The following is a 21,060-nucleotide window of genomic DNA, read 5'->3' as shown; positions in this document are numbered from 1 at the left end:
GGTCAGGTCCTTGTCCTTGATGGGGTCACGCCACGGCGCGGGCCAGATCGGCGCGCGCGCGGGCCAGCGAGGCGGCTTCGGCCTCGGCATAGAGCTGGTGGAGATCGGTGACCGGCGCGCCGAGGTCTTCCTCGAAGCGCGCGCGGTTGGGATTGGCAGCGAAGGCCTGCGCCGCGCCGTCGCCCAGGTTCGACTGGAAGATGCCCGCTGCGGAGACCGGCAGGAAATCCTCGTAGGTAATCGGATCGGCGCGCAGCATGCCGGCCGCGACCAGCTCCGCCGCGCTGCGCGACAGGTCGGCCTCGGTGGCGTCGCCCACGGGCGAGTAGCGGAAATAGCCGTAGCCTTCGAGCCGCAGCGTCTCCAGGTCGTCGGGGAAGGCGGCAAAAGTGTCTTCGAGCGCGGCGACATACTCGGCGGCATTCGAGCCGTCGGCCTTCGGCGTCGCCTTGGCGCGGGTCTCGGCCAGCAGCCGGTCGTAGAGCGCCTGCCCCTTCGGCGTCAGGGCCAGCCCGCGCTGCTCGATCTCGCCGAAGCGGGCGGTGTGGCTGCCCGGCGCGTTGGTGCCGTCGGAGAGGAAATCGACCGCCTCTTCCAGCGCCTTGAACGAGGTCTGGCGCAGGAGGATCGGCACCTTGCGCGACGGCGGGCCCTCGATCACCGCCTTGGGCGCGATCCCCTCGCCCGGCATCCGCGCCTGCACCGCATCGATATCCAGCGTGCGCGGCGTCAGGTGGTTGATGTGAGGTCCCTTGAAGCTGACCACGTCCGCCACCAGCCGGTGCGCGTCATGCAGGCGGCGGTAGAGGGCCTGGGTGACATTGGCCTCGGCGTGCCAGCGGAAGGTTTCCAGCGCTTCGGCCACGAAGGCCTGCGCATCCGCCTCGGACAGGCCGCCCTCGGCCTCCGCCTTCGCGATCAGATCGAGGCAGCGGGGGGTGTAGATCCGGCGCGCCTCCAGCACCTCCGCCGCCTCGGCGCGCAGGGCTTCGTCCGCGATCAGGTCGAGCCGCAGGAGCGACGTGAAGACCCGGAACGGGTTCTTCGCCAGCGATGCCGGATCGATCGGGCGGAAGGCGGTGGAATGCACCGGGACGCCCGCGACCGAGAGGTCGTAATAGCCCACCGGCACCATGCCCATCACCGCGAACAGCCGGCGCATGGTCGCCAGCTCCTCCGCCGTGCCCAGCCGGATGGCGCCGTGGCGCTCCTCGCTGATGCGGTCGAATTCGCCGAGGGCATCCAGGCGCGCCTTCTCGGCCGGATCGGTGGCGAGAGTCCCGGCATTCACCGCCGCGACCAGGCTGACCAGCGTGCCATAGGCGGGCACCTCGGCGCGGTACATCCCGGACATGGCGCGGGCGAACCGCGCGCGGATTTCGTCGGGGGAAATATGGGAAAGGGTCATGGCGTGTCCTGCAGTCCTCTGCCGCTTGCCCGCACCCTAGCGTGTCCGGGGCGCTGCCCGCCAACGACAGTTGCACATGCCTTCATTCCCAATGGGAATGGCTTGTGCCGAATGGCATGCCCATGGCAAATGGCGGCATCGCCTCTAGCCGGAGCCGTCTGATGCTCGAACGCCGCAACCTGCCCGACCTGAAGCTGCTGCAGACCTTCGAATGCGCGGCGCGGCACCGCAATTTTACCCGCGCGGGCGAAGAGCTGGCCCTCACCCAGAGCGCGGTCAGCCGCCAGATCCGCGAGCTGGAGGCGCAGCTCGGCAAGCCGCTGTTCGAGCGGGTGCGCGGCCGCGTGCTGCCGACCCCGGCGGGCGAGGTGCTGCGGGCGCAGGCGGCGCGGCTGCTGCAGATGGCGGAATCCACGATGCGCCATGCCGGGGCCGAACCGGGCGCCGGGCGGATGGTGCGGCTGAACGCGCCCGCGACCTTCGCCACGCGCTGGCTGATGCCGCGGCTGGCGGGGTACCTGGCCGAGCGGCCGGGACTGCAGGTCGACCTGACGACCCGCGGCGAGGTGTTCGAGCTGGACGGCGCGGGCTGCGACCTGGCGATCCATTTCGGCCATCCGGTCTGGCCGGGCGCGCGCTGCACCTATCTGTGCAGCGAGATCGTGGTGCCTGTTGCGGGCGGAACGCTGGCCGAGGCGGTGCTGCGCGGCCCGGCGGATCTGGCCGAAGCGCCGCGGCTGCATGTCGGCGAGCGGCCCGATCTCTGGCCGGACTGGTTCGCCCGGGCGGATGTCGAGCCGCCGCGCCCGCGCGAGGGCCACTGGTTCGACCAGTTCGCCCCGGCGATCGAGGCAGCCCGTGCCGGGCTGGGCCATGCGCTGCTGCCGCGCTACCTGATCGAGGAGGAGATCGCCGCGGGGGCGCTGAAAGTCGTGCTCGACATGCCGATGGCGACCGAGATGGCGTATTACATCGCCCAGCCGGAAGGACGCCCCGAGGCGGGCGCCGATCTGCGCAGCTGGCTGCTGACCCAGGTGCAGTTCCGTCCGCTCGCCCGCTGACCTCAGGGGCGCGGCGGCCGGAGGGGCAGCAAGGCCCGACCCGGCTGCCCCATGGTCCCTTGTCCCCAGGGCAGCCGGGTCGGGCTCCGCCAGGCCACGGGCGGTCCCGTGCGGGGGCGGGTGTCACGCGCCGGGAAGAAGCACGCCGGGATTCATCAGGCCCTGCGGGTCGAAGGCTGCCTTGATGCCGCGCAGGATCTCCAGCCGCACCGGATCGCCGAGGCGCGCCATCTCGGAAGCCAGCTTCCGCCCGATGCCGTGCTCGGCCGAGAAGCTGCCACCATGCCGGGCGACCACGTCATGGATGGCGGTCTCGACCTCCATCTCCTTCGCGATCGGATCCTTGTGGCGTGCCCAGAGGGCGTGCGGGAACATCACGATGTAATGGACATTGCCGTCGCCGATATGGGCGGTGATGGCGCGTTCCGCCTCCGGGAAGCGCGCGGCGGCGACGGCATCGGCCTCGGCGATGAACTGCGCGATCTTCCCCGGACGGACGGAGGTGTCCATGACGACGCCAACGCCCTCGCGGGCATTGGCCTCGGTCACCGAATGGCGGAAATGCCAGATCTCGGCGCCCTGCCCCTCGCTCTGCGCGATCACCGCATCGGCGATCAGCCCGTCCTCGAAGGCGGATTCCAGCGCGGATTCCAGCAGCCCCTGCATGCCCGCATCGGCGCGGGCGGAGGCCAGCTCCACCAGCAGCGACCAGGCGGGCGTTGCGGCAAAGGGCATCCGCGTGCCCGGAATGTGGCGCTGGACGTAGCTGACCTGGGCGCGGTCGAGAAGCTCCAGCGCTTCCAGCACGTCCCCTGCCGCGGCGCGCAGCCGCGCGGCCAGTTCCAGCGCCTGTTCCGCGGTGTCCACCGCCAGCCAGGCATGGGCGCGGTCCTGCATCGCCGGCGTGAGCCGCAGCGTCGCCGCGGTCACCAGCCCCAGCGTGCCCTCGGCTCCGGCCACCATATGGCGCAGCGGATAGCCGCGGTTGTCCTTAGGCAGGGCGGCAAGATCGTCGAGCACGCGCCCGTCGGCCAGCACCAGCTCCACTCCCGCCACCAGATCGCGCATCGCGCCATAGCGCAGAACGCCCGTGCCGCCGGCATTGGTGGAGATCAGCCCGCCGATCTGTGCCGTGCCCTCGCTGCCCAGATGCAGCGGGAACTGCAGGCCCTCGGCGGCGGCAAAGTCGTGCACCTCTGTCAGGGTCATGCCGGCCTCGACGGTCAGCAGGCCGGAGGCGCGGTCGAAATGCCGGATGCCGCGCATCCGCGGCAGAGCGACCACCAGCCCGTCCTTCGGCACGGCGCCGTAGCAGAGCCCGGTATTGCCGCCCTGCGGGAAGACCGGCAGCCCGCGCGATGTGGCGGCGCGCACCGCGGCCGCCGCCTCCGCGGTGGAGGCCGGCAGCGCCACCGCCGCGGCCGTGCCGGTCATGCGGTGGCGGAAATCGGTCAGCCAGGGGGCCATCTCGGCCCCCGTCCGGACCCCTTTCGGCCCGAGAAGGCCGAGGAGGTCATCCGCAAGGCCCTGCTCGAGCACCTGGGTCATGCCGCGGCGAGATCCGCCGCGCCGAAGCCCGCGAAGGCCGCCTTCAGCGCTTCGAGGGTCTCGTCGGAGGGCTGGATCAGCGGGCGGCGCACCGGGCCGGCCTTGACGCCGCACATCTCCATGTAGACCTTGAGCGGACCCGGATTGGTCTCGCGGAAGACCGCGTCGATCACCGGACCGAGCGCGTTGGAGAGCGCCACGGCGGCCTTCAGGTCGCCGTTTGCCGCGGTCTCGAAGACCTTCAGCCAGTGGCCGGGATACATGTTCGCCGTGGCCAGCACGCCGCCCTTGGCGCCGAGCGCGACATGGGTGGCGAAAAGCGGCTCCTCGCCGGAGAGGATCGACATCTTGTCCCCCGCCAGCGAGACGGCGCGGATGAATTCCGGCAGGTCGTAGGAGGAGTATTTCATGCCGATCAGCGTGCCGTCCTCGGCCAGCGCGGCCAGGGTCTCGGCCTTGAAGGCGACGCCGGTGCGGCGCGGGATCTCGTAGGCCATGACCGGCAGGTCGACCGCGTCGCGATAGGCGCGGTAGTAGTCGATCATGCCTTCCTGCGGACCCGGCGCATAGTAGGGCGTCACCAGCATGACGCCGGCGGCGCCGACCTTGGCGAAATCGGTGCCGGTTTCCACGGCGTCATGGAAGCCGGTCGAGAGCACGCCGGGCATGACCGGGCGGCCCTCGGCGGTTTCGACGCAGGCCGAGACGATGCCCGCGCGCTCGGCGCGCGACAGGGCCGGATATTCGCCGGTGCCGCCGATCGGCACGACGCCCGAGGCGCCGGCCTCGATCTGCAGGCGGACGAGGGCCTTCAGCGCGTCGTAATCCACCGCGCCCTCGGCGGTGAAGGGGGTGACGATGGCGGTGAAGAGACCGTGCAGGTCGTCCTTGGTCAGCATGGGAGAGGTCCTTGGAGGTTCGGATGCGGCATCACAGGAAGCCGAGAAGCCGCGGGAGGGTGAGAGGAATGGCGGGCACGTAGGTGACCAGCACCAGCACCACGAGATTGGAGACGAGGAAGGGCCAGGCCGCCTTGACGATCTTGCCCAGCGGCACCCCGGAAATCGACGAGCCGAGATACAGCGCCAGCCCGTAGGGCGGCGTGATCAGGCCGATCATGACATTCACCACCATGATGACGCCGAAATGCACCGGGTCGACGCCCATCGCCGCCAGCAGCGGCGTGAAGAGCGGCGCGAACAGGAGCAGCTGCACCGAGTCCGACACCCAGAGCCCGTTGACCAGGAAGAAGATGTTGAGGATCAGCAGCAGCATCCAGGGCTGCAGGTTCGCGGCCTCGACCATGGATTGCAGCTCGGCCGGCACGCGCTCGTTGGCCAGAACCCAGGAGATGACGGTGGCGAAGCCGACGATCAGGTAGACCGAGGCCGAGGTGCGCGCCGAGCGGTCGAGGATCGCCCAGAGCTCCTTCAGAGACAGGTTGCGGTAGGCCAGCCCGCCGATCACCAGCCCGTAGGCCACGGCGATGGCGGCGGCTTCGGTGGCGGTGAAGATGCCGCCGACGATGCCCCCGATGATGATCAGCGGCATGAAGATCGCCCAGAAGGCATGCAGGATGATGCCGAAGGCGACCTGCAGGTTCAGCCCGGCAATCGGGTTGGTCGGAAAGCCGCGGCGGCGCGCGATGACGAAGATCACCGCCATCTGGAACAGCCCCAGCAGCATCCCCGGCACGGCGCCGGCCAGGAACAGCGCGGCGACCGACGTGTTGGTCAGAGCCGAGAACATGATCAGCGGAATCGAGGGCGGGATGATCGGTCCCTGGATCGCGGAAGACACGGTGACGGCGGCGGCGAAGTCCTTCTCGTAGCCGTCCTTCTCCATCATCTTCATCTCGACCGGGCCGAGCGCGGAAATGTCCGCCAGCGCCGATCCGGAGACGCCCGAGAACATCATCGAGCCGACGACGTTGACATAGGCCAGCCCGCCGCGCAGGCGGCCGACCATCAGGCGCGACAGGTTCACCAGCCTGTCGGTCATGCCGATCGCGGTCATGATCTCGCCCGCGATGATGAAGAGCGGGATCGACAGCCAGATGAACACGTCCATGCCGGTGAAGAACTTGTGGGCATAGATGTCGAGCATGGCGGTCATGCCCGGCTTCACGAAGAAATAGGCGAGACCGGCAAAGCCGATGGCGAAGATCACCGGGCTGCCCAGCACCATCAGGCCCAGCATCAGGCCCAGCGTGATCAGGAGGGGATGCTCCATGGCTCAGACCTCGGCATTAAGGATGGAGGGACCGGTCTGCGGCGTGCCGCGCACCAGGTCGCGGATTGCCAGGACGATCATGTGGAACATCATCAGCGCGCCGCCCACGGGCACGGCGAGATAGATCCAGAAGAAGGAGATGCCGATCGTCACGGCGGTGCGGCGCTGTCCGAAGACGGCATTGTCCCAGCCCTTCCAGACCAGCACGAAGAGAAGGCCTGCCAGAAGCAGGCGGAAGACGGCGTTGCGGATCGACAGCGCGCGGTGCGGCCAGAAATGGTCGAAGAAATCGACGCGCACCAGCTGCTCGTCCTTCACCAGCAGGCTGCCGGCCAGCATGACGGTCCAGATCATCAGGTAGCGCGCGGCCTCTTCGGGCCAGGGCAGCGACGCGTTGAAGACATAGCGCAGCACGACCTGCAGGATCAGGCAGGCCGCGACGCCGACCAGGGTCAGCCGCGCCAGCGCCGAGGTCACGGCGCCGAGCGCATCGGCCAGTCTTTCGAGGGTGTTCAGCATGGATTGCTCCGCTTGAGGCCTTTGCGGCCCGCGTCGTCAGTGGCCCCGCGCCGGGCCGGAGAGAGAGGGGAAAGCCGGGGCGCGGGGCAAGGCGGCCTCACTCGGCCTGGGCGTCGGCCACGGCCGCCTTCAGCTCGTCGATCAGGTCCTGTCCGACGATGTCGGCGAGGATGGTCTCGACCGGCGCCTGCACCTTGTCGACGAACATCTGGAATTCCTCCGGAGAGGGCTGGTAGATCTCGACGCCGGCATCCTCGATCACGGCAAGGTCCTGGGATTCCTTGGCCTTGACGATGCCGAGAAGCGCGAAGGCCGCCTCGCCTGCCGCCTCGTCGATGGTCGCCTTCACGCCGTCGGGCAGCGACTGGTAGTAGTCCTCGTTCATCGCCACGATCGGCATGTTCAGCAGGTGATGGTCGAGCGTGTAGAACTTCTGCACTTCCTGAAGGTTCGCCATCAGCATGGTGTAGGGCGCGTTCTCCTGGCCGTCGACCACGCCGGTCTGCAGCGCGGAATAGAGCTCGGACCAGGCGATCGGGGTCGGGTTGGCGCCGAGCGCCTCGACCATCGCCACGTGGATCGGGATCTGCTGGGTGCGCATCTTCATGCCCGCCATGTCCTCGGGCGACTTGATCAGCTTGGTCGAGCTGGAGAAGTTGCGGAAGGCGGACGGCAGGTAGGAAATGATGCGCACGCCGGTCTCCTCGGCGATGCGGTCGGACAGGTCCTTGCCGAACTTGCCGTCCATGACCTCGCGCGCGACGGCGGTCGAGGGGAAGACGTAGGGCATTTCCAGCACGGCGGCGATGTCGGTATAGGCCTGCAGGTGGCCTGCGCTGATGCCTGCCACGATCTGCAGCGAGCCGCGCGCGACCTGCTCCAGCATCGACTCCAGATCGCCGAGCTGGCCGTTCGGGAAGACCTGCAGCTCGTATTCGCCGCCGGTCTGCGCCTTCAGGATGGAGTCGAAGACCTCCGTATAGGCCCAGTAGACATTGTCCAGCAGGTTGCCTTCGCCGTCGACGGTGCCGATGCGGATCGTGTCGGCCTGCACCGGGGCCAGCGCGCCTGCCAACGCGAAGGTCGCAGCGATTGTGCCTGCCTTGAGGGAATTGAGCAGCATGGGTCGGTCCTTCCTGTTGCCGGATCGGCCTCGGCCGCCGGGCCGGGCCTGTCTCGTTGTCTTGGTCTCACCGATGCTGGCCGGACCGGCATTTTCGTCAACAATTTTTCGCAAAGGCTACGATATTACAGGATAGTGGCGCATTTTTAGCCTGCTAATTAGGCATAAATGCTGCCGGAACGCCCATTTCGAGGGCTGCAATGGCGATCTCAGGCAGAATCTGTCGGGCCTGCTGTTTCGGATAGTGGAAATGCCGCCTCCATCCTCGCTATCGTCTGGACAGCAAGGGCAAGGAAAGGGTCTGCGGATGGACAGCGAGGGGAACGACCTCATGGGAACGGCCGAGCCGGCTTCGGCCGCCCTGCGCAGGCGCCCCGGCCAAGCCGAAGACGGGCTGTCGCGGCAGATCGAGACGCTGCGGCGCGAACGCGCCATGTCGCTGCAATCGCTGGCCCGGGCCTCGGGCGTCGCCGCCTCCACCTTGTCCAAGATCGAGCGCAGCGAGCTTTCGCCGACGGTGGCGACCCTGCAGAAGATCGTCGCCGGGCTCGGCATCGAGATGTCCCAGCTCTTCGCCGAGACGGAGCGCAGCGAGGCCGTGCAGGGCCGCCGCGTGGTGACGCGGGCGGGCCAGGGCACGCCGCATACCTCGAAGAGCTGCAACAACGTGCTGCTCTGCGCCGAGATGAAGAACAAGAAGATGGTGCCGGTCCTGACCAAGGTGACCGCGCGGGATCTGGAAGCCGACTATCCCGCCCTGCCGCGCTCTGATGACGAGGTCTTCCTGATGGTGCTGAAGGGACGGATGCTGCTGCACACCTCGGCCTACCAGCCGCTGGAGATGGGTCCCGGGGACTCGGTCTATTACGACGCCTCCGCGGGCCATGCCTGGACCTCGGTCGGCCCCGAGGATGCGGAAGTCGTCTGGGTCATGACCGCATGACGCCCCTGCCCCCGCGCAGCTTCGCCGAATGGCGCGCCATTGCCCGCCGCCGCCTGCCGCGGGGCGTCTTCGACTATATCGACCGCGGCGTCGCCTCGGAACTGTCGCTGGCCCGCGACCGGGAGCGCCTGGATGCGGCGACCATCGTCCCTAAGGTGCTGCGCGGCGCGGAACCGCCTGTCATGGCAACGGAAATCCTCGGCACGGCGATGGCCGCACCGATCGTCATCGCCCCTACCGCGCTGGCCGGGCTGGTGGAGCGCGCGGGCGAGATCCGCATGGCCCGTGCCGCCGCGCGGCTGGGCCTGCCGGTCTGCCTCTCCACCCAGTCGGTGACGCCGATCGAGGCGATCCGCGCCGAAGTTCCCGAGGCGGCGATCTGGATGCAGCTCTATTCCTGGGCCGACGAGGAGCTGACCTTCGGCCTCATGCGCCACGCCGCCGGCCAGGGCGCCGAGGTGCTGGTGCCGACGCTCGACACGCCGGTCCCGATCCGGAAGGACTGGAACGACCGGCGCGGCTTCGGCATGCCCTTCCGCTGGACCGCCCGCACCATGCTGGACGTGGCGCTGCACGCCCCCTGGGCGGCCCGGGTGATTCTGCCGGAGCTGCTGCGCGGCGGCATGCCGGCCTATGGCCATTATCCCGAAGGCAGCCGCCCCACCCTGACCCGCGCCTCCGGCGACCCGCGCGTCGGCTTCGCTCCGCCGCGCGACTGGGATGCCGTGACCCGGATCCGCGACCGCTGGACCGGCAAGCTGCTGCTGAAGGGCATCTGCGCGCCGGAAGACGCGGTGAAAGCGGCGGAAATCGGCGCCGATGGCATCGTCGTCTCCTCGCATGGCGGCCGCAATTTCGATGCCTGCCCGGCGGTTCTGGACCTGCTGCCGGACATTTGCGGGGCCGTCGGCGGCCGGATCGCGGTGATGGCCGACAGCGGCGTGCGCCACGGGCTGGACGTTCTCAAGTACCTCCATGCCGGCGCCGCGGGGGTGATGTCCGGGCGGCTGCCGCTCTGGGGGCTGGCGGCAGCCGGCGAGGACGGCGCGCAAACCGCGCTCGGCTGCCTGCTGCAGGAACTGGAAGAGGCGATGATCCTGTCGGGGCTCCACCAGGCGGATCTGCCCGGAATGGCCGCGCCCGCTGCCCGCCGCGTCGCCTGAAATCCGGGCATTTTACCGGCGTCGTTCGTTTTGCGACACATTTTATCCTATAGGAAACGGTTTCCGCTTTCCTGACCGGCAACGGCGGCGCAGAACGGGAGCAGGACAACAGGAAGGACCGCCCCCAATGCTGCGACTCTCGGGCATCGTCACCGCCACCCCGACCCCGCTTCTCGAGACCGGCCGCATCGACCGCAAGGCCGTCGCCGCGCTGGCGGAGTCGATGATCGCGGCGGGCACCGCGGGACTGGCCCCGATCGGCGGCACGGGCGAGGCAACGGCGCTGAGCGTGGCGCAGCGGCAGGAGATGCTGGAAGCGACGCTGGACGCCGCGGCGGGCCGCGTGCCGGTGATTGCGGGCATCCTCTCGCCCGGCATCGGCGACACGCTGGAGGCCGCCCGCGCCTACGAAGCGGCCGGGGCCGACATGCTGATGGTGGTGACGCCCTATTACGCGCGCCCCACCCAGGCAGGCATCGTCGACTATTACAAGGCTGTCTCGGACGCGTCCTCGCTTCCGCAGATGCTCTACGAGATCCCTTACCGCACCGGCATCGACCTGGCGCCCGAAACCGTGGCCGCGCTGGCGGCGGAGACGCGGGTGACGGCGATGAAGGCCTGCTCGCCCAGCCTGCCGCAGCAGATGAAGGTGGTGGAACTGGCCGGGGCGCAGATCGACATCCTGACCGGCGAGGAAAACGTCTATCCCGTCCATGTCGCGATGGGGGCAAAGGGCGGCGTGCTGGCGACCTCCTGCCTCTTCCCGCGGGCCTGGGCGCTGCTGCACCGGCTGGCGGCGTCGGGCCGGATGGCGGAAGCGACCGTTCTGCACCGGCGGCTGATGCCCGCGGTCGCGGCGCTCTATGCCGAGCACAATCCCGGACCGTTGCGCGCCGCGCTGGAGATCCTCGGCCAGCCGCAGGGCGCGCCGCTGCCGCCGCTGCGCAGCGCGGGTCCGGACACCGTCGCCCGGCTGCGCGACGTTCTGCCCGCCGCACTGCAGATCGAGGCCGAATGCAGCGCCGCTCTGGCAACCGGAGAAGCGGCATGACCAGCTTCGACGCGCGGCTTGCCGCGATACCCGATACCGTGGTCCTGACCGGCGGGGCCGAGATGGAGCCGCATTTCACCGACTGGCGCCGCCGCTATTCCGGCCGCGCCCGGGCGGTGGTGCTGCCCGGCACGGTGGAGGCGGTTTCTGCCGTGCTGCGCCTCTGCCACGGGACCGGCACCCCGGTCTGGCCGCAGGGCGGCAATACCGGCATCTGCGGCGGGTCCGTGCCGGGGCCCTCCGGCGCGGGCATCGTTCTGGGCCTCGGACGCCTCAACCGCATCCGCAAGGTCAGTCCGGAGGATGACAGCATCACCGTCGATGCGGGCGTCACGCTGCAAGCGGTGCAGGAGGCGGCGGAAGCCGCGGACCGGCTGTTTCCTCTTTCGCTGGGCGCAGAAGGCACCTGCCAGATCGGCGGCAACATCGCCACCAATGCCGGCGGCACGGCGGTGGTGCGCTACGGGCCGATGCGGGATCTGGTGCTGGGGGTCGAAGCGGTCCTGGCCGACGGCACGGTCTGGAACGGGCTGCGGTCCCTGCGCAAGAACAATACCGGGCTCGACCTCAAGCAGCTGATGATCGGCACCGAAGGCACGCTGGGCATCGTCACCGGCGCGACGCTGAAGCTGTTCGCCCGGCCGCGCTCGCGGGTGACGGCGCAGCTTTACTTCACCGGCACCGCAGAGGTCCTGGCGACCGCGCAGGCGATGCGCGCCGCCTTTCCCGGCGAAGTCGACGCGCTGGAGCTGCTCTCCGCCAGCCAGATCCGCATCGTGCAGCGGCATTTCCCGCAGCTCTCCCTGCCCCTGCCCGACGGCGCGGCGTGGTCGCTTCTGGTCGAGGTCGTGGGCGGGCGCAGCGAGGAGGAGATGCTGGACAGCCTCACCGCCGCGCTGGAGCCGATGCTGGAAAACGGCACGCTGGTCGACGCCGTGATCGGCCAGAACGAGCGCCAGCGCGAGGCGATCTGGGCGCAGCGCCACACCGTGACCGAGGCGAATGTCCGCGAGGGCATGGGGCTGACCCATGACATCGCGGTGCCGGTGGCGCGGATCGGCGAATTCCTGGCAGAGGCCGAGGCGATGCTGGCCGAGTATTGGCCGGAGGCCGAGCAGGTGGTGGTCAGCCATGTCGGCGACGGCAACCTGCACTGGATCGCGATGTTCTCCCATGCGGACTGGGCGGCGAAACCGGATCCGGAAGCCACGCAGGCCGATCTGGACCGCCGCGCCTATGACATCGCGCACGGCCTCGGCGGGACCTTCAGCGCGGAGCATGGCGTGGGCTCGATCCATCTGGACGAGATGCGCCGCTACAAGGCGCCTGTGGAGCTGGGGCTGATGCGGACGGTGAAGGCCGCGCTCGACCCGAAGGGGATCCTCAATCCGGGGCGCGTCGTCCCGGAGTGATGCGCCGGGCGGTCAGGTCACCCACTGGCCGCCCTCGACAGAAATGTCCTGGCCGGTGACGAAGCAGGGCTCGGAGAGCGCCAGGAAGCTCACGACCTGTGCCACGTCGGCAGGCGTGCCCATGCGTCCCAGGCTGATCCCGGCCGTCAGTTCCGCCTCCCGGCCGCCGATCATCGCGCCGGTCAGCTCGGTGCGGATCACGCCGGGGCAGACCGCGTTGACGAGGACATGCGGCGACAGCTCCTTTGCCAGCGCCCGGGTCATGCCGAGCAGCCCGGCCTTGGCCGCCGTGTAGGCGAAGCGGCTGACCGCGCTGGTGACCCCGCCCGTGTAGGCATTGTAGCTCGACATCATCACGATCCGGCCCGTTGCCATCACGGGCAGGACCGCCTGCGTCCAGTTGAACGCGCCCTTGAGGTTCACCGTGATGGTGCGGTCGAATTCCTCTTCGGTGATTTCGCCGATGCCCTTGGGCTGCGACTTGTCGGCGTTGTTGACCAGGATGTCCAGCCGCCCCCAGCGCCCGTGCACCTCGCCCGCGATGCGGGCGGCGGCGGCGTGGTCCGCGACATCCGCCTCATAGGTCAGCACCCGCGCGCCGAGCGCTTCGATTTCGGCGGCGGTGCGCGCGAGATCTCCGGAGATCAGGTCGACCAGCACCACATCCGCGCCCTTCGCGGCCAGGTCCAGCGCGCAGCCCCGGCCGATGCCGCGGCCGCCGCCGGTGACGATGGCGACCTTGCGCTCAGGCGGCATGGTCTTTCGCCCAGGCGGCGATCTCGGCATGGGTGGCGATCCAGCAATCGCCCTTGGTCCTGATCAGCCGCACCAGCTCCTCGAGGATCCAGATGCGCGAGCGGTAGCCGATGACATGGGGATGCATGGTCAGCTGGAAGATGCCGCCCTCGGCATGGGCCGCCTCGAATTCGCGGCGGAAGATGTCGAAGACGCCCTCGGGCGGGGTGTAGGGGCGCAGCGCCGAGAAGCGGTTCATGTTGAAATAGACCGCGTCGTCGCGGATCCATTCGACCGGCAGCTCGACCACGCCGCAATCCTCGCCGTCAAGCAGCAGCTCGTGGCAGTCGACATCGGCCATCAGCGAGCTGTCATAGAGCAGCCCCATGTCGCGGGTGATCTCCAGCGTGTGGTGCGAGAAATCCCAGCTCGGCGTGCGGATGCCGACCGGGCGGATGCCCGCGACCTTCTCCAGCGTGTCGGCGGAGCGCATCTGCAGGTCGCGTTCGGCGGGCTCGGGCAGGATCGAGTTGCGCTCGTGGATCCAGCCATGGATGCCGACCTCGTGGCCCTCGGCGGCGAACATCCGCGTCTCGCCCGGGTAAAGCAGCGCCACGACGGCAGGCACGTAGAAGGTCGCGCGGAGGTCGTGGCGGCGGATCAGGTCCATGATCCGCGGGATCCCCTGGCGGTTGCCGTACTGGCCGCGGCTCATCGCGCCGATGCTCTCGCCGCCGTCGCGCAGCTCGTTCGTGTCATGGTCCACATCGAAGCTCAGCGCCACGGCGCAGCGCTTGCCGTCCGGCCAGGCGGCGGGCTTCAGCGGGCGTCCTGCGCGCACCCGCTCCACCTTGCCCCGCCAGATGCTCTCGTCCCATTGCCAGGGTTCCTGCGCGTTCATTCCGCCGCCTCCTTCGCCTTGCCGAAATCGATCTCCGCCAGCCGCCCCAGATAGCGCGTCCAGGCGGTCAGCCCTTCCTCCATCCGCGCCAGCCGGAAGAACTCGTTCGGCGCATGGTAATCCTCGTCGGCGGTGGAGAAGGAGAAGAACACCGTCCCCATGCCCAGCACCCGCTGCGCCATCTCGGCGATCGGGATGGTCGCGCCCATGCGGACGCAGCGCGCCGTCTGGCCGGAGGTTTCCGACAGGATGTCCAGCGCCAGCCGCACGCCGGGATGGTCCTCGGCGATGATCGAGGGATGCGCGCCGCCGGGCTTTTCCTCGAAGCGCAGCGCGACGGTGTCCGGACAATGGCGGCGCAGGTGGTCCTTCAGCAGCCCGAGGATGCGCTCCGGCCTCTGCCCGGGCACGAGGCGGCAGGACAGCTTGGCCTCCGCCTCCGCCCCGATCACCGTCTTGAAGCCGGTGCCGGTATAGCCCGCCTTCAGCCCGTTCACCTCCAGGGTGGGCCTGAGCCAGTTGCGCTCGAGAAAGCCGTAGCCCGCCTCGCCCGCGGGCGCCTTGACGCCCAGCCCGGCCAGGAAGGCCGCCTCGTCGAAGGGCAGCGCGGCAAGCGCCGCGCGCTGCGCCGCATCCGGCGGGGTCACGCCGTCGTAAAAGCCGGACACGGCAACGCGGCCCTGATCGTCATGCAGCGTCGCGCAGAGCTGCATCAGCACCTGCGCGGCATTCGGAACGCCGCCGCCGTAGCGCCCGGAATGCAGATCCTTGGCCGCGCCCTTGAGATGGACGTTCAGCGCGCACATGCCGCGGCTCGCCACGGTGACGCTGGGCAGGTCGGCCCGCCACATCGCGCCGTCGGCGGAAAGCAGGAAATCCGCGGCCAGCCGGTCTGCATTGGCCCCGACGAATTCCTCCAGATGGGCGCTGCCCATCTCCTCTGCGCCCTCGACCATCAGCTTGACGTTCACCGGCAGCCCGCCCGCGGCCAGCCAGGCCTCCATCGCGCCGAGCGCGACCAGCAGGGGACCCTTGTCGTCCGACACGCCGCGGCCGTAGAGGCGGCCGTCGCGCACCGCGGGCTCGAAAGGCGGGGTCAGCCAGGCCTCCAGAGGGTCGGGCGGCTGCACGTCGTAATGGCCGTAGACCAGGATGGTCGGCGCGCCCGGCGCGCCCATCCACTCGGCGGTGACGATCGGATGGCCCGGGGTCTCGTTGACGGTCACGGCGCCGAAGCCGATGTCGCGCAGGTAGCCGGTCAGGAACTCCACGGCCTGGCGCATGAAGGGCGCATAGACCGGGTCGGTCGACACGCTGGGAATGGCGGCGAAGCGGGCGATGCGGTCCTGCACCTCGGCCTTGCGCGCCAGCGCCGCCGCCTCGGTGGTCTCAATCAGGGTTGCCATCACTTGCCCCCGTCCACGCGGATGATCTGCCCGGTGATCCAGTCGGCCTGCCCGCTGGCAAGGAACAGCACCATGGCGGAGATGTCCTCCGGCGTGCCGGTCCGGCGCCGTGCGATGCCCTGGACCAGCCGGTCCTGCCCCTCCGGCCCGTAGGCCTCCCACTGCTTCTCGGTCGTGGGGTTCGACCGGACGAAACCCGGCGCGACCGAATTCACGGTGATGCCGTGCGGCCCCAGCTCATGCGCCAGCTGGCGGGTCAGGCCGACCTCGCCGTGTTTCGCGCTGGCATAGGCCTGGATGCCGGTCAGGCTGGGCCCCAGCCCCGCGCCCGAGGTAATCGTCACGATCCGGCCCTTGCCCCTGGCCTTCATCGCCGGGATCGCCGCCTGCGCACATAGGAAGGCGCCCGTGAGGTTCACGTCGAGGATGGCCTGCCAGTCGGCAAGGCTGATTTCCTCCACCGGGCGGCCCGCCTGGCCCTTCACGCCGCCGGCGGAATGCACCAGCACGTCGGCCGGGAACTCCGCGAAGATCGCGGCGACGGCATCCGGGTCGGTGACGTCGAGAACCGCCGTGGCGATGCCCGGCCCGGCGGTTTCGGCCAGCCCGGCTTCGTTGATGTCGAGCGCCAGCACCTCGGCGCCGTCGCGGGCGAAATCCTGCGCGATGCGGCGGCCGATGCCGTGGCCCGCGCCGGTGACGGCCACCTTGAGACCGTCGAAACGAATGTCCATGTCTTCTCTTACTCCGCGAAATGGCAGGCGGCCCAGTGGCGCGGGCGGATCTCGCGCAATTCCGGCCTTGTTTCGGCACAGGCCGCCTCCGCCCGCCAGCAGCGGGTGCGGAACGGGCAGCCGGATGGCGGGTTGCGGGGGCTCGGCACGTCGCCCTGCAGGATGATGCGCGCCTCCCCGGTCTCGGCCTCGCGGTCGGGGATCGCCGACAGCAGCGCCTGGGTATAGGGCATCAGCGGATTGGCATAGAGATCCGCCGTGTCGGCCAGTTCCACCAGCCGACCGAGATACATCACGCCGACCCGGTCGGAGATGTATTCCACCACCGACAGGTCATGCGCGATGAACAGGTAGGTCAGGCCGAAGCTGTCCTGCAGGTCCGACAAGAGGTTCAGCACCTGGCTCTGGATCGACACGTCGAGCGCCGAGACGGGTTCGTCCGCGACCACGAATTTCGGCCGCATGGCCAGCGCCCTTGCGATGCCGATCCGCTGCCGCTGGCCGCCGGAGAATTCGTGCGGATAGCGGTCGAGATGCTCGCGGCGCAGGCCGACGATCTCGATCAGCTCTTCGACGCGGGCGTCGCGTTCCGCCTTCGGCACGCCGCCGATCACCAGCCCTTCGGCGATGATCCGGCGGATCTTCATGCGCGGGTCGAGGCTGCTCATCGGGTCCTGGAAAATGACCTGCATGTCCTTGCGCAGATCCCGGAGTTTCTGGCCCCGCGCCTTGGCAAGGTCCTCGCCCTCGAACAGGATCGAGCCTTCGCGCGGGTCCTCCAGCCGCATCAGTGCCCGGCCCAAGGTGGACTTGCCGCAGCCGGATTCGCCGACCAGCCCCAGCGTCTCGCCGCGGCGGATGTCGAGCGTCACGCCGTCGACCGCGCGCACCACGTCGGCGCGCTGCGAGGCCAGAACGCCCTTGCCGCCGTAATGCACCTTCAGGTCGCGGATCGAGACCAGAGCGTCTTCGGAGACATGCTTACCCATGGACGGTCTCCTCCAGCCAGCAGGCGACGCGGTGGCCCGGCGCGGGTTCCGCCATCGCGGGGACCTCGGCACAGCGCGCCATCGCCTTCGGGCAGCGCGGCGCGAAGGGACAGCCCGGCGGCATGGCATGCGGGCTCGGCACCGATCCGGCGATGGGCTGCAGCCGCTGGCCGCGCAGACGCCCAGACGGCAGCGAGGCCAGGAGCCCGGCGGTGTAGGGATGGCGCGGGCGGCGGGTGATCTCGGCGACCGGCCCATGCTCCATGATCCGCCCGCCATACATGACGACCACCTCGTCGCACATCTCGCGCACGACGCCGATGTCGTGGGTGATCAGCATGACGGTGGTGCCGGTCAGGCCGCGCACGAGGTCGAGGATCTGCGCCTGGATGGTGACGTCGAGCGCGGTTGTCGGCTCGTCGAGGATCAGCAGGTCCGGCTTGTTCGCCATCGCCATGGCGATGGTCACGCGCTGGCGCATGCCGCCTGAAAGGTTGTGCGGGAATTCCTTCGCCCGCGCCTCGGGGTCGGGGATGCCGACCATGCGCAGCAGCTCCACCGCGCGGGCGGCGGCCTCGCGGCGGGGGATGGCATGATGGGCGAGGATGGTCTCCTCCACTTGCCGCCCGATGCGGTAGACCGGGTTCAGCGCCGCCATCGGGTCCTGGAAGACGAGGCAGAGCGCCTGGCCGCGCAGGGCCTGCCGCTCTCGCTCGGACAGCTGCGCCAGGTCGCGGCCGCGGAACAGGATCTCGCCGCCCGCGATGCGCCCCGGCGGGTCGATCAGCCCCATGACCGAGAGCGAGGTGACGGACTTTCCCGAGCCGCTCTCGCCGACGATGCCGACGGTGCGGCCCTCGGGCACGTCGAAGCTGACGCCGTCGACCGCGCGGACCGTGCCCTTCGGCGTGTCGAAATGGGTGCGGAGGTCCCGCACCGAGAGGACCGGGGCTGCCGTCATGCCGGGCAGCTCGCCGCGACCGGGTTCATTGCGGCCCGGCCCGCCGGGGCGATGGAACGGCCGTCCTTCAGGATCAGGTCGAGGTCGCGCAGCGCGTCGAGATCTGCGAGCGGATCGCCCGGCGTGACGATGACGTCGGCGGCCATGCCCTCGGCGATGGTGCCGCGGCCGTGCAGGTGGATCGCCTCTGCGGCAAAGCCGGTGGCGGCATGGATCGCCTCGCCGCGGCTCATCCCGATCTGCTCCAGCAGCTCCATCTCCTGCACGAGGCTGTCGAAGGAGGTGTAGCGCCAGCCAGCATCGGTCCCGGCAACGAAGCGCACGCCGGCCTCGCGCAGCTTGCGGCCGTGATCCATGTTCATCGCCAGCGTCTTCACCCAGCGGTCGAGGAAGGCCACCTGGTCGGGCCGCGGGCTTTCCAGCGCGCGCAAGGCGTTGAGGATCGTGCCGCAGACCGCAAGCGTCGAGGTGACGGGGATGCCGGAAGCCGCCAGCCGGTCGGCAACGGCGGGATCATAGCTCTGCGTGCCCGGCCCGGTGAGGAAGCCCGCATGCTCGATCTGGTCGACGCCCGCGGTGATGGCGATGTCGATGGCCTCGGCGCAGAGGCAGTGGACCGTGACCATGCGGCCGTTGCGGTGGCTTTCGCCGACGATGGCCTGCATCTCGGGCAGGCTGTAGGCCGGGCGCCAGGCCATGGTGCCCAGAGTGCCGCCGCCCGAGCCCATCACCTTGATGAAATCGGCCCCGTCCTTGATCATTTGGCGGACCTTCAGGCGCAGCCCGTCCTCGCCATCCGCCTCGCCGCCCATGTACCAGGTATGGCCGCCGGTGATGGTGATCGGCTGGCCGCAGGCCATGATGCGCGCGCCCTCGGCATAGCCCAGCTCGATGGCGCGGCGCGCCGAGATCGACGTGGTGCCGAAGGCGCCGAGATCGCGGATCGTGGTGATGCCCGCGCGCAGCGCCGTGGCGGCGTTGCCCATGGTAGTGGCGAGCATGACCTCCACGCCCTCGCGCATCGCCTCTTCCAGCGTCAGGCCGTTGCCGGGCAGGTTCAGGTGGGAATGGGTCTCGATCAGCCCGGGCAGGATGGTGCCGCCGGGAAACTCCTGCACCTTTGCGCCCGATGGTGCAGGCCCCTGCCCGACCGACAGGATCCGGCCGCCTCCGATCTGGACCAGCGGATCGGGAAGCGGCGCGCTGCCCGTGCCGTCGATCAGCTGCGCGGCCTTCAGGAAATGGGACATGGGGAAACTCCTGCCTCGGGTCGTCTTGGTGGGCCGGCCCCGCAAGGGGACCGGCCGGGATCAGGTCACTCGGCGATGGATGCAGCGCCGAAATACTGGAAGCCGCCGCCCGACCAGGTGATGCCGGTGACCGACTTGTCGGCCAGCGTCAGGTCGAGGTTCTGGCGGATCGGCAGGATCACTGCGTTGTCCAGAAGGATGTCCTGGATCTTCTGGTAGATCGCCGCGCGCTTGCCGTGGTCCAGCTCGGACCGGCCCTGGTAGATCAGGTCGGTCAGCTCGTCATTGGTCCAGTGGCTCCAGTTGAAGTACTGGTCGGGCAGGAACCAGAAATGCAGCGCATCGGGGTCGACGCCGATATACTGGGACGGCGTCAGCGTGGAGCCGCCGTCGATGTTCAGGTCGAGCCAGGCCGGCGCGTTCAGCGCCTCGAACTGCGCATCGAAGCCGATTTCCGACAGGAAGCCCTGGATCGCCTGCGCCTGCGCCATGTAATGCGCCTTGCCGGAGATCGCGGTGATCTTCACCGACAGCGTCTTGCCGTCCTTGGTCCAGGTCGTGCCGTCGAATTCCCACCCCGCCTCGGTCAGCAGGCTCTTCGCCTTCTCGGGATCGTAGGGGTACTTGCCTTCGGCATCCTCGTCATGGCCCAGCATGCCGACCGAGAGCGGCGTGTAGCTCGGCGGATAGACCCCGGCCTCGGCCAGCTGGATCAGCGCCTTCTGGTCGACGGCGTACATGATCGCCTTGCGCACCAGGATGTCGTCGGTCGGGAAGAGCGAGGCGTTGATCGGGGCGAAGATGCCCAGGCCGCTGATCTCGACAGGCAGTTCCGTGTACTTGCCGGAGGCAGTCAGCGTCTTCCAGTAGAGGCCGGGGGTCTGCTGCATGACCTGGCTCTGGCCGGACTGGAACTGCTGCACGCGGCTCTGCGGGTTCGGCACGATCTGGAAGGTGATCTTGTCGATTGCCGCCGGGCCGTCGTGGCCGAGCGAGGCGGCCATCCAGTTGTAGTCGGGATTCTTCTCCAGCACGATGCTCTGGCTCGGGGTCCAGGAAACGAACTTGAAGGGGCCGGTGCCGACAGGGTGCTGGCCCAGTTCGGCGCCGTATTCCTCGATGGCGGCGGGCGACTGCATGCCGAGATAGGGCTCGCCCATCTGCGCCAGCAGCGGCGCGTAGATCTCGTCGCAGGTGAAGGTCACCTCGTATTCGCCGGTGGCTTCGGCATGGGCGCAGGGACCCAGCAGCCCGAGCGAGATCTTCGACTGGGTGTTCTCGCCGGTGATGTACTCGACATTCGACACGACGGCGGCGGCATTGAAGGGCGTGCCGTCATGGAAGGTCACGTCCTCGCGCAGCTTGAACACATAGGTCAGCCCGTCATCGGAGACGGTCCAGCTTTCGGCGAGCAGCGGCTCGACCTCGAAGTCTGGCGAGATCCAGACCAGCGTGTCGAAGATGTTCGACAGGATCGGGCCCACGTTGCGCTTGCCGGTGGTGACAGGGTTAAGCGTGTCATTGGTCTCGGCCCAGCCGACCACCAGCTCGTTGGCATGGGCGGTCCCGGACAGGCAGAGGCCGGCGGCGGCCAGCAGGGCGGGAAGCTTTCGTGATGTCATTG

At 69.2% G+C, this 21,060-nt stretch carries 19 protein-coding genes; 5 read left to right on the top strand and 14 right to left on the bottom strand.

The window, feature by feature from the left end; translation table 11 throughout:
- Positions 1–25: 25 nt before the first annotated feature.
- Positions 26–1,408, bottom strand: a complete 1,383-nt coding sequence (locus tag HCC78_RS15895) for a VOC family protein (RefSeq protein ID WP_172329777.1) — start codon at positions 1,406–1,408, stop codon at positions 26–28.
- Between the two features lie 161 nt (positions 1,409–1,569).
- Here HCC78_RS15895 and HCC78_RS15890 point away from each other — a divergent pair, with 161 nt between their 5' ends.
- A complete protein-coding gene (locus HCC78_RS15890; RefSeq protein ID WP_253949196.1) occupies positions 1,570–2,469 on the top strand; it encodes a LysR family transcriptional regulator in 900 nt (299 codons plus the stop codon).
- A gap of 123 nt (positions 2,470–2,592) precedes the next feature.
- On the opposite strand, the gene HCC78_RS15885 is transcribed toward HCC78_RS15890, so the two are convergent.
- From HCC78_RS15885 to HCC78_RS15865, 5 genes are all read right to left on the bottom strand, one after another.
- Positions 2,593–4,017, bottom strand: coding sequence for an FAD-binding oxidoreductase (locus tag HCC78_RS15885; RefSeq protein ID WP_172329776.1), 1,425 nt, complete (start codon positions 4,015–4,017; stop codon positions 2,593–2,595).
- Positions 4,014–4,916 carry a 4-hydroxy-tetrahydrodipicolinate synthase gene (gene dapA, locus HCC78_RS15880; RefSeq protein ID WP_172329775.1) on the bottom strand — a complete coding sequence of 301 codons (903 nt, stop codon included), beginning with the start codon at positions 4,914–4,916 and terminating at the stop codon, positions 4,014–4,016. The genes HCC78_RS15885 and dapA (HCC78_RS15880) overlap by 4 nt, the downstream gene beginning before the upstream one ends.
- 31 nt (positions 4,917–4,947) lie before the next feature.
- On the bottom strand, positions 4,948–6,249 hold the full coding sequence (locus HCC78_RS15875) for a TRAP transporter large permease (RefSeq protein WP_172329774.1): 1,302 nt from the start codon (positions 6,247–6,249) through the stop codon (positions 4,948–4,950).
- Between the two features lie 3 nt (positions 6,250–6,252).
- The gene (locus HCC78_RS15870; protein ID WP_172329773.1) at positions 6,253–6,768 is read right to left on the bottom strand and encodes a TRAP transporter small permease; all 516 of its coding nucleotides are present in this window, start codon (positions 6,766–6,768) and stop codon (positions 6,253–6,255) included.
- Between the two features lie 97 nt (positions 6,769–6,865).
- A complete protein-coding gene (locus tag HCC78_RS15865; RefSeq protein WP_172329772.1) occupies positions 6,866–7,891 on the bottom strand; it encodes a TRAP transporter substrate-binding protein in 1,026 nt (341 codons plus the stop codon).
- Between the two features lie 307 nt (positions 7,892–8,198).
- Here HCC78_RS15865 and HCC78_RS15860 point away from each other — a divergent pair, with 307 nt between their 5' ends.
- The 4 genes from HCC78_RS15860 (at position 8,199) to HCC78_RS15845 (ending at position 12,460) form a co-directional block, all read left to right on the top strand.
- Complete coding sequence (locus HCC78_RS15860) at positions 8,199–8,834, top strand: helix-turn-helix domain-containing protein (RefSeq protein WP_172329771.1); 636 nt, start codon at positions 8,199–8,201, stop codon at positions 8,832–8,834.
- On the top strand, positions 8,831–9,997 hold the full coding sequence (locus tag HCC78_RS15855) for an alpha-hydroxy acid oxidase (RefSeq protein WP_172329770.1): 1,167 nt from the start codon (positions 8,831–8,833) through the stop codon (positions 9,995–9,997). The genes HCC78_RS15860 and HCC78_RS15855 overlap by 4 nt, the downstream gene beginning before the upstream one ends.
- A gap of 127 nt (positions 9,998–10,124) precedes the next feature.
- The gene (gene dapA / locus HCC78_RS15850; protein ID WP_172329769.1) at positions 10,125–11,048 is read left to right on the top strand and encodes a 4-hydroxy-tetrahydrodipicolinate synthase; all 924 of its coding nucleotides are present in this window, start codon (positions 10,125–10,127) and stop codon (positions 11,046–11,048) included.
- Positions 11,045–12,460: an FAD-binding oxidoreductase gene (locus HCC78_RS15845; RefSeq protein WP_172329768.1), complete on the top strand. Its 1,416-nt coding sequence runs from the start codon at positions 11,045–11,047 to the stop codon at positions 12,458–12,460. The genes dapA (HCC78_RS15850) and HCC78_RS15845 overlap by 4 nt, the downstream gene beginning before the upstream one ends.
- A gap of 12 nt (positions 12,461–12,472) precedes the next feature.
- Here HCC78_RS15845 and HCC78_RS15840 read toward each other — a convergent pair whose 3' ends face one another.
- The 8 genes from HCC78_RS15840 to HCC78_RS15805 form a co-directional block, all read right to left on the bottom strand.
- Positions 12,473–13,216 carry an SDR family NAD(P)-dependent oxidoreductase gene (locus HCC78_RS15840; protein WP_172329767.1) on the bottom strand — a complete coding sequence of 248 codons (744 nt, stop codon included), beginning with the start codon at positions 13,214–13,216 and terminating at the stop codon, positions 12,473–12,475.
- Positions 13,206–14,096 carry a polysaccharide deacetylase gene (locus tag HCC78_RS15835; protein ID WP_172329766.1) on the bottom strand — a complete coding sequence of 297 codons (891 nt, stop codon included), beginning with the start codon at positions 14,094–14,096 and terminating at the stop codon, positions 13,206–13,208. The genes HCC78_RS15840 and HCC78_RS15835 overlap by 11 nt, the downstream gene beginning before the upstream one ends.
- Positions 14,093–15,502, bottom strand: a complete 1,410-nt coding sequence (locus tag HCC78_RS15830; protein WP_172329765.1) for a dipeptidase — start codon at positions 15,500–15,502, stop codon at positions 14,093–14,095. The genes HCC78_RS15835 and HCC78_RS15830 overlap by 4 nt, the downstream gene beginning before the upstream one ends.
- The gene (locus tag HCC78_RS15825; protein ID WP_172329764.1) at positions 15,502–16,236 is read right to left on the bottom strand and encodes an SDR family NAD(P)-dependent oxidoreductase; all 735 of its coding nucleotides are present in this window, start codon (positions 16,234–16,236) and stop codon (positions 15,502–15,504) included. Before HCC78_RS15825 ends, HCC78_RS15830 begins: the two co-directional genes overlap by 1 nt.
- Positions 16,237–16,244: 8 nt before the next feature.
- On the bottom strand, positions 16,245–17,225 hold the full coding sequence (locus HCC78_RS15820) for an ABC transporter ATP-binding protein (protein WP_172329763.1): 981 nt from the start codon (positions 17,223–17,225) through the stop codon (positions 16,245–16,247).
- Positions 17,218–18,186 (bottom strand): ABC transporter ATP-binding protein, encoded by a 969-nt coding sequence (locus HCC78_RS15815; RefSeq protein ID WP_172329762.1) that lies wholly within the window; start codon positions 18,184–18,186, stop codon positions 17,218–17,220. Before HCC78_RS15815 ends, HCC78_RS15820 begins: the two co-directional genes overlap by 8 nt.
- Positions 18,183–19,436, bottom strand: a complete 1,254-nt coding sequence (locus tag HCC78_RS15810) for an amidohydrolase family protein (RefSeq protein WP_172329761.1) — start codon at positions 19,434–19,436, stop codon at positions 18,183–18,185. The genes HCC78_RS15815 and HCC78_RS15810 overlap by 4 nt, the downstream gene beginning before the upstream one ends.
- A gap of 65 nt (positions 19,437–19,501) precedes the next feature.
- Entirely contained in the window at positions 19,502–21,058 is a 1,557-nt protein-coding gene (locus HCC78_RS15805) for an ABC transporter substrate-binding protein (RefSeq protein WP_172329760.1), read from the bottom strand.
- Positions 21,059–21,060 lie beyond the last annotated feature (2 nt).

This window comes from Mangrovicoccus sp. HB161399 (assembly GCF_013184745.1).
Taxonomy (GTDB): Bacteria; Pseudomonadota; Alphaproteobacteria; order Rhodobacterales; family Rhodobacteraceae; genus Mangrovicoccus.
Note: the sequence above shows the minus strand (reverse complement) of the source record. Positions and strands in the feature narration are given on the sequence as shown.

What these genes read in the sequence shown, in the direction of transcription:
- HCC78_RS15875 (WP_172329774.1), bottom strand. Translation starts at nt 6,249, where the DNA reads ATGGAGCATCCCCTCCTGATCACGCTGGGCCTGATGCTGGGCCTGATG.
- HCC78_RS15890 (WP_253949196.1), top strand. Translation starts at nt 1,570, where the DNA reads ATGCTCGAACGCCGCAACCTGCCCGACCTGAAGCTGCTGCAGACCTTC.
- HCC78_RS15835 (WP_172329766.1), bottom strand. Translation starts at nt 14,096, where the DNA reads ATGAACGCGCAGGAACCCTGGCAATGGGACGAGAGCATCTGGCGGGGC.
- HCC78_RS15865 (WP_172329772.1), bottom strand. Translation starts at nt 7,891, where the DNA reads ATGCTGCTCAATTCCCTCAAGGCAGGCACAATCGCTGCGACCTTCGCG.
- HCC78_RS15805 (WP_172329760.1), bottom strand. Translation starts at nt 21,058, where the DNA reads ATGACATCACGAAAGCTTCCCGCCCTGCTGGCCGCCGCCGGCCTCTGC.
- HCC78_RS15825 (WP_172329764.1), bottom strand. Translation starts at nt 16,236, where the DNA reads ATGGACATTCGTTTCGACGGTCTCAAGGTGGCCGTCACCGGCGCGGGC.
- HCC78_RS15870 (WP_172329773.1), bottom strand. Translation starts at nt 6,768, where the DNA reads ATGCTGAACACCCTCGAAAGACTGGCCGATGCGCTCGGCGCCGTGACC.
- HCC78_RS15810 (WP_172329761.1), bottom strand. Translation starts at nt 19,436, where the DNA reads ATGTCCCATTTCCTGAAGGCCGCGCAGCTGATCGACGGCACGGGCAGC.
- HCC78_RS15830 (WP_172329765.1), bottom strand. Translation starts at nt 15,502, where the DNA reads ATGGCAACCCTGATTGAGACCACCGAGGCGGCGGCGCTGGCGCGCAAG.
- HCC78_RS15840 (WP_172329767.1), bottom strand. Translation starts at nt 13,216, where the DNA reads ATGCCGCCTGAGCGCAAGGTCGCCATCGTCACCGGCGGCGGCCGCGGC.
- HCC78_RS15895 (WP_172329777.1), bottom strand. Translation starts at nt 1,408, where the DNA reads ATGACCCTTTCCCATATTTCCCCCGACGAAATCCGCGCGCGGTTCGCC.
- HCC78_RS15855 (WP_172329770.1), top strand. Translation starts at nt 8,831, where the DNA reads ATGACGCCCCTGCCCCCGCGCAGCTTCGCCGAATGGCGCGCCATTGCC.
- HCC78_RS15845 (WP_172329768.1), top strand. Translation starts at nt 11,045, where the DNA reads ATGACCAGCTTCGACGCGCGGCTTGCCGCGATACCCGATACCGTGGTC.
- HCC78_RS15820 (WP_172329763.1), bottom strand. Translation starts at nt 17,225, where the DNA reads ATGGGTAAGCATGTCTCCGAAGACGCTCTGGTCTCGATCCGCGACCTG.
- dapA (WP_172329769.1), top strand. Translation starts at nt 10,125, where the DNA reads ATGCTGCGACTCTCGGGCATCGTCACCGCCACCCCGACCCCGCTTCTC.
- dapA (WP_172329775.1), bottom strand. Translation starts at nt 4,916, where the DNA reads ATGCTGACCAAGGACGACCTGCACGGTCTCTTCACCGCCATCGTCACC.
- HCC78_RS15815 (WP_172329762.1), bottom strand. Translation starts at nt 18,186, where the DNA reads ATGACGGCAGCCCCGGTCCTCTCGGTGCGGGACCTCCGCACCCATTTC.
- HCC78_RS15885 (WP_172329776.1), bottom strand. Translation starts at nt 4,017, where the DNA reads ATGACCCAGGTGCTCGAGCAGGGCCTTGCGGATGACCTCCTCGGCCTT.
- HCC78_RS15860 (WP_172329771.1), top strand. Translation starts at nt 8,199, where the DNA reads ATGGACAGCGAGGGGAACGACCTCATGGGAACGGCCGAGCCGGCTTCG.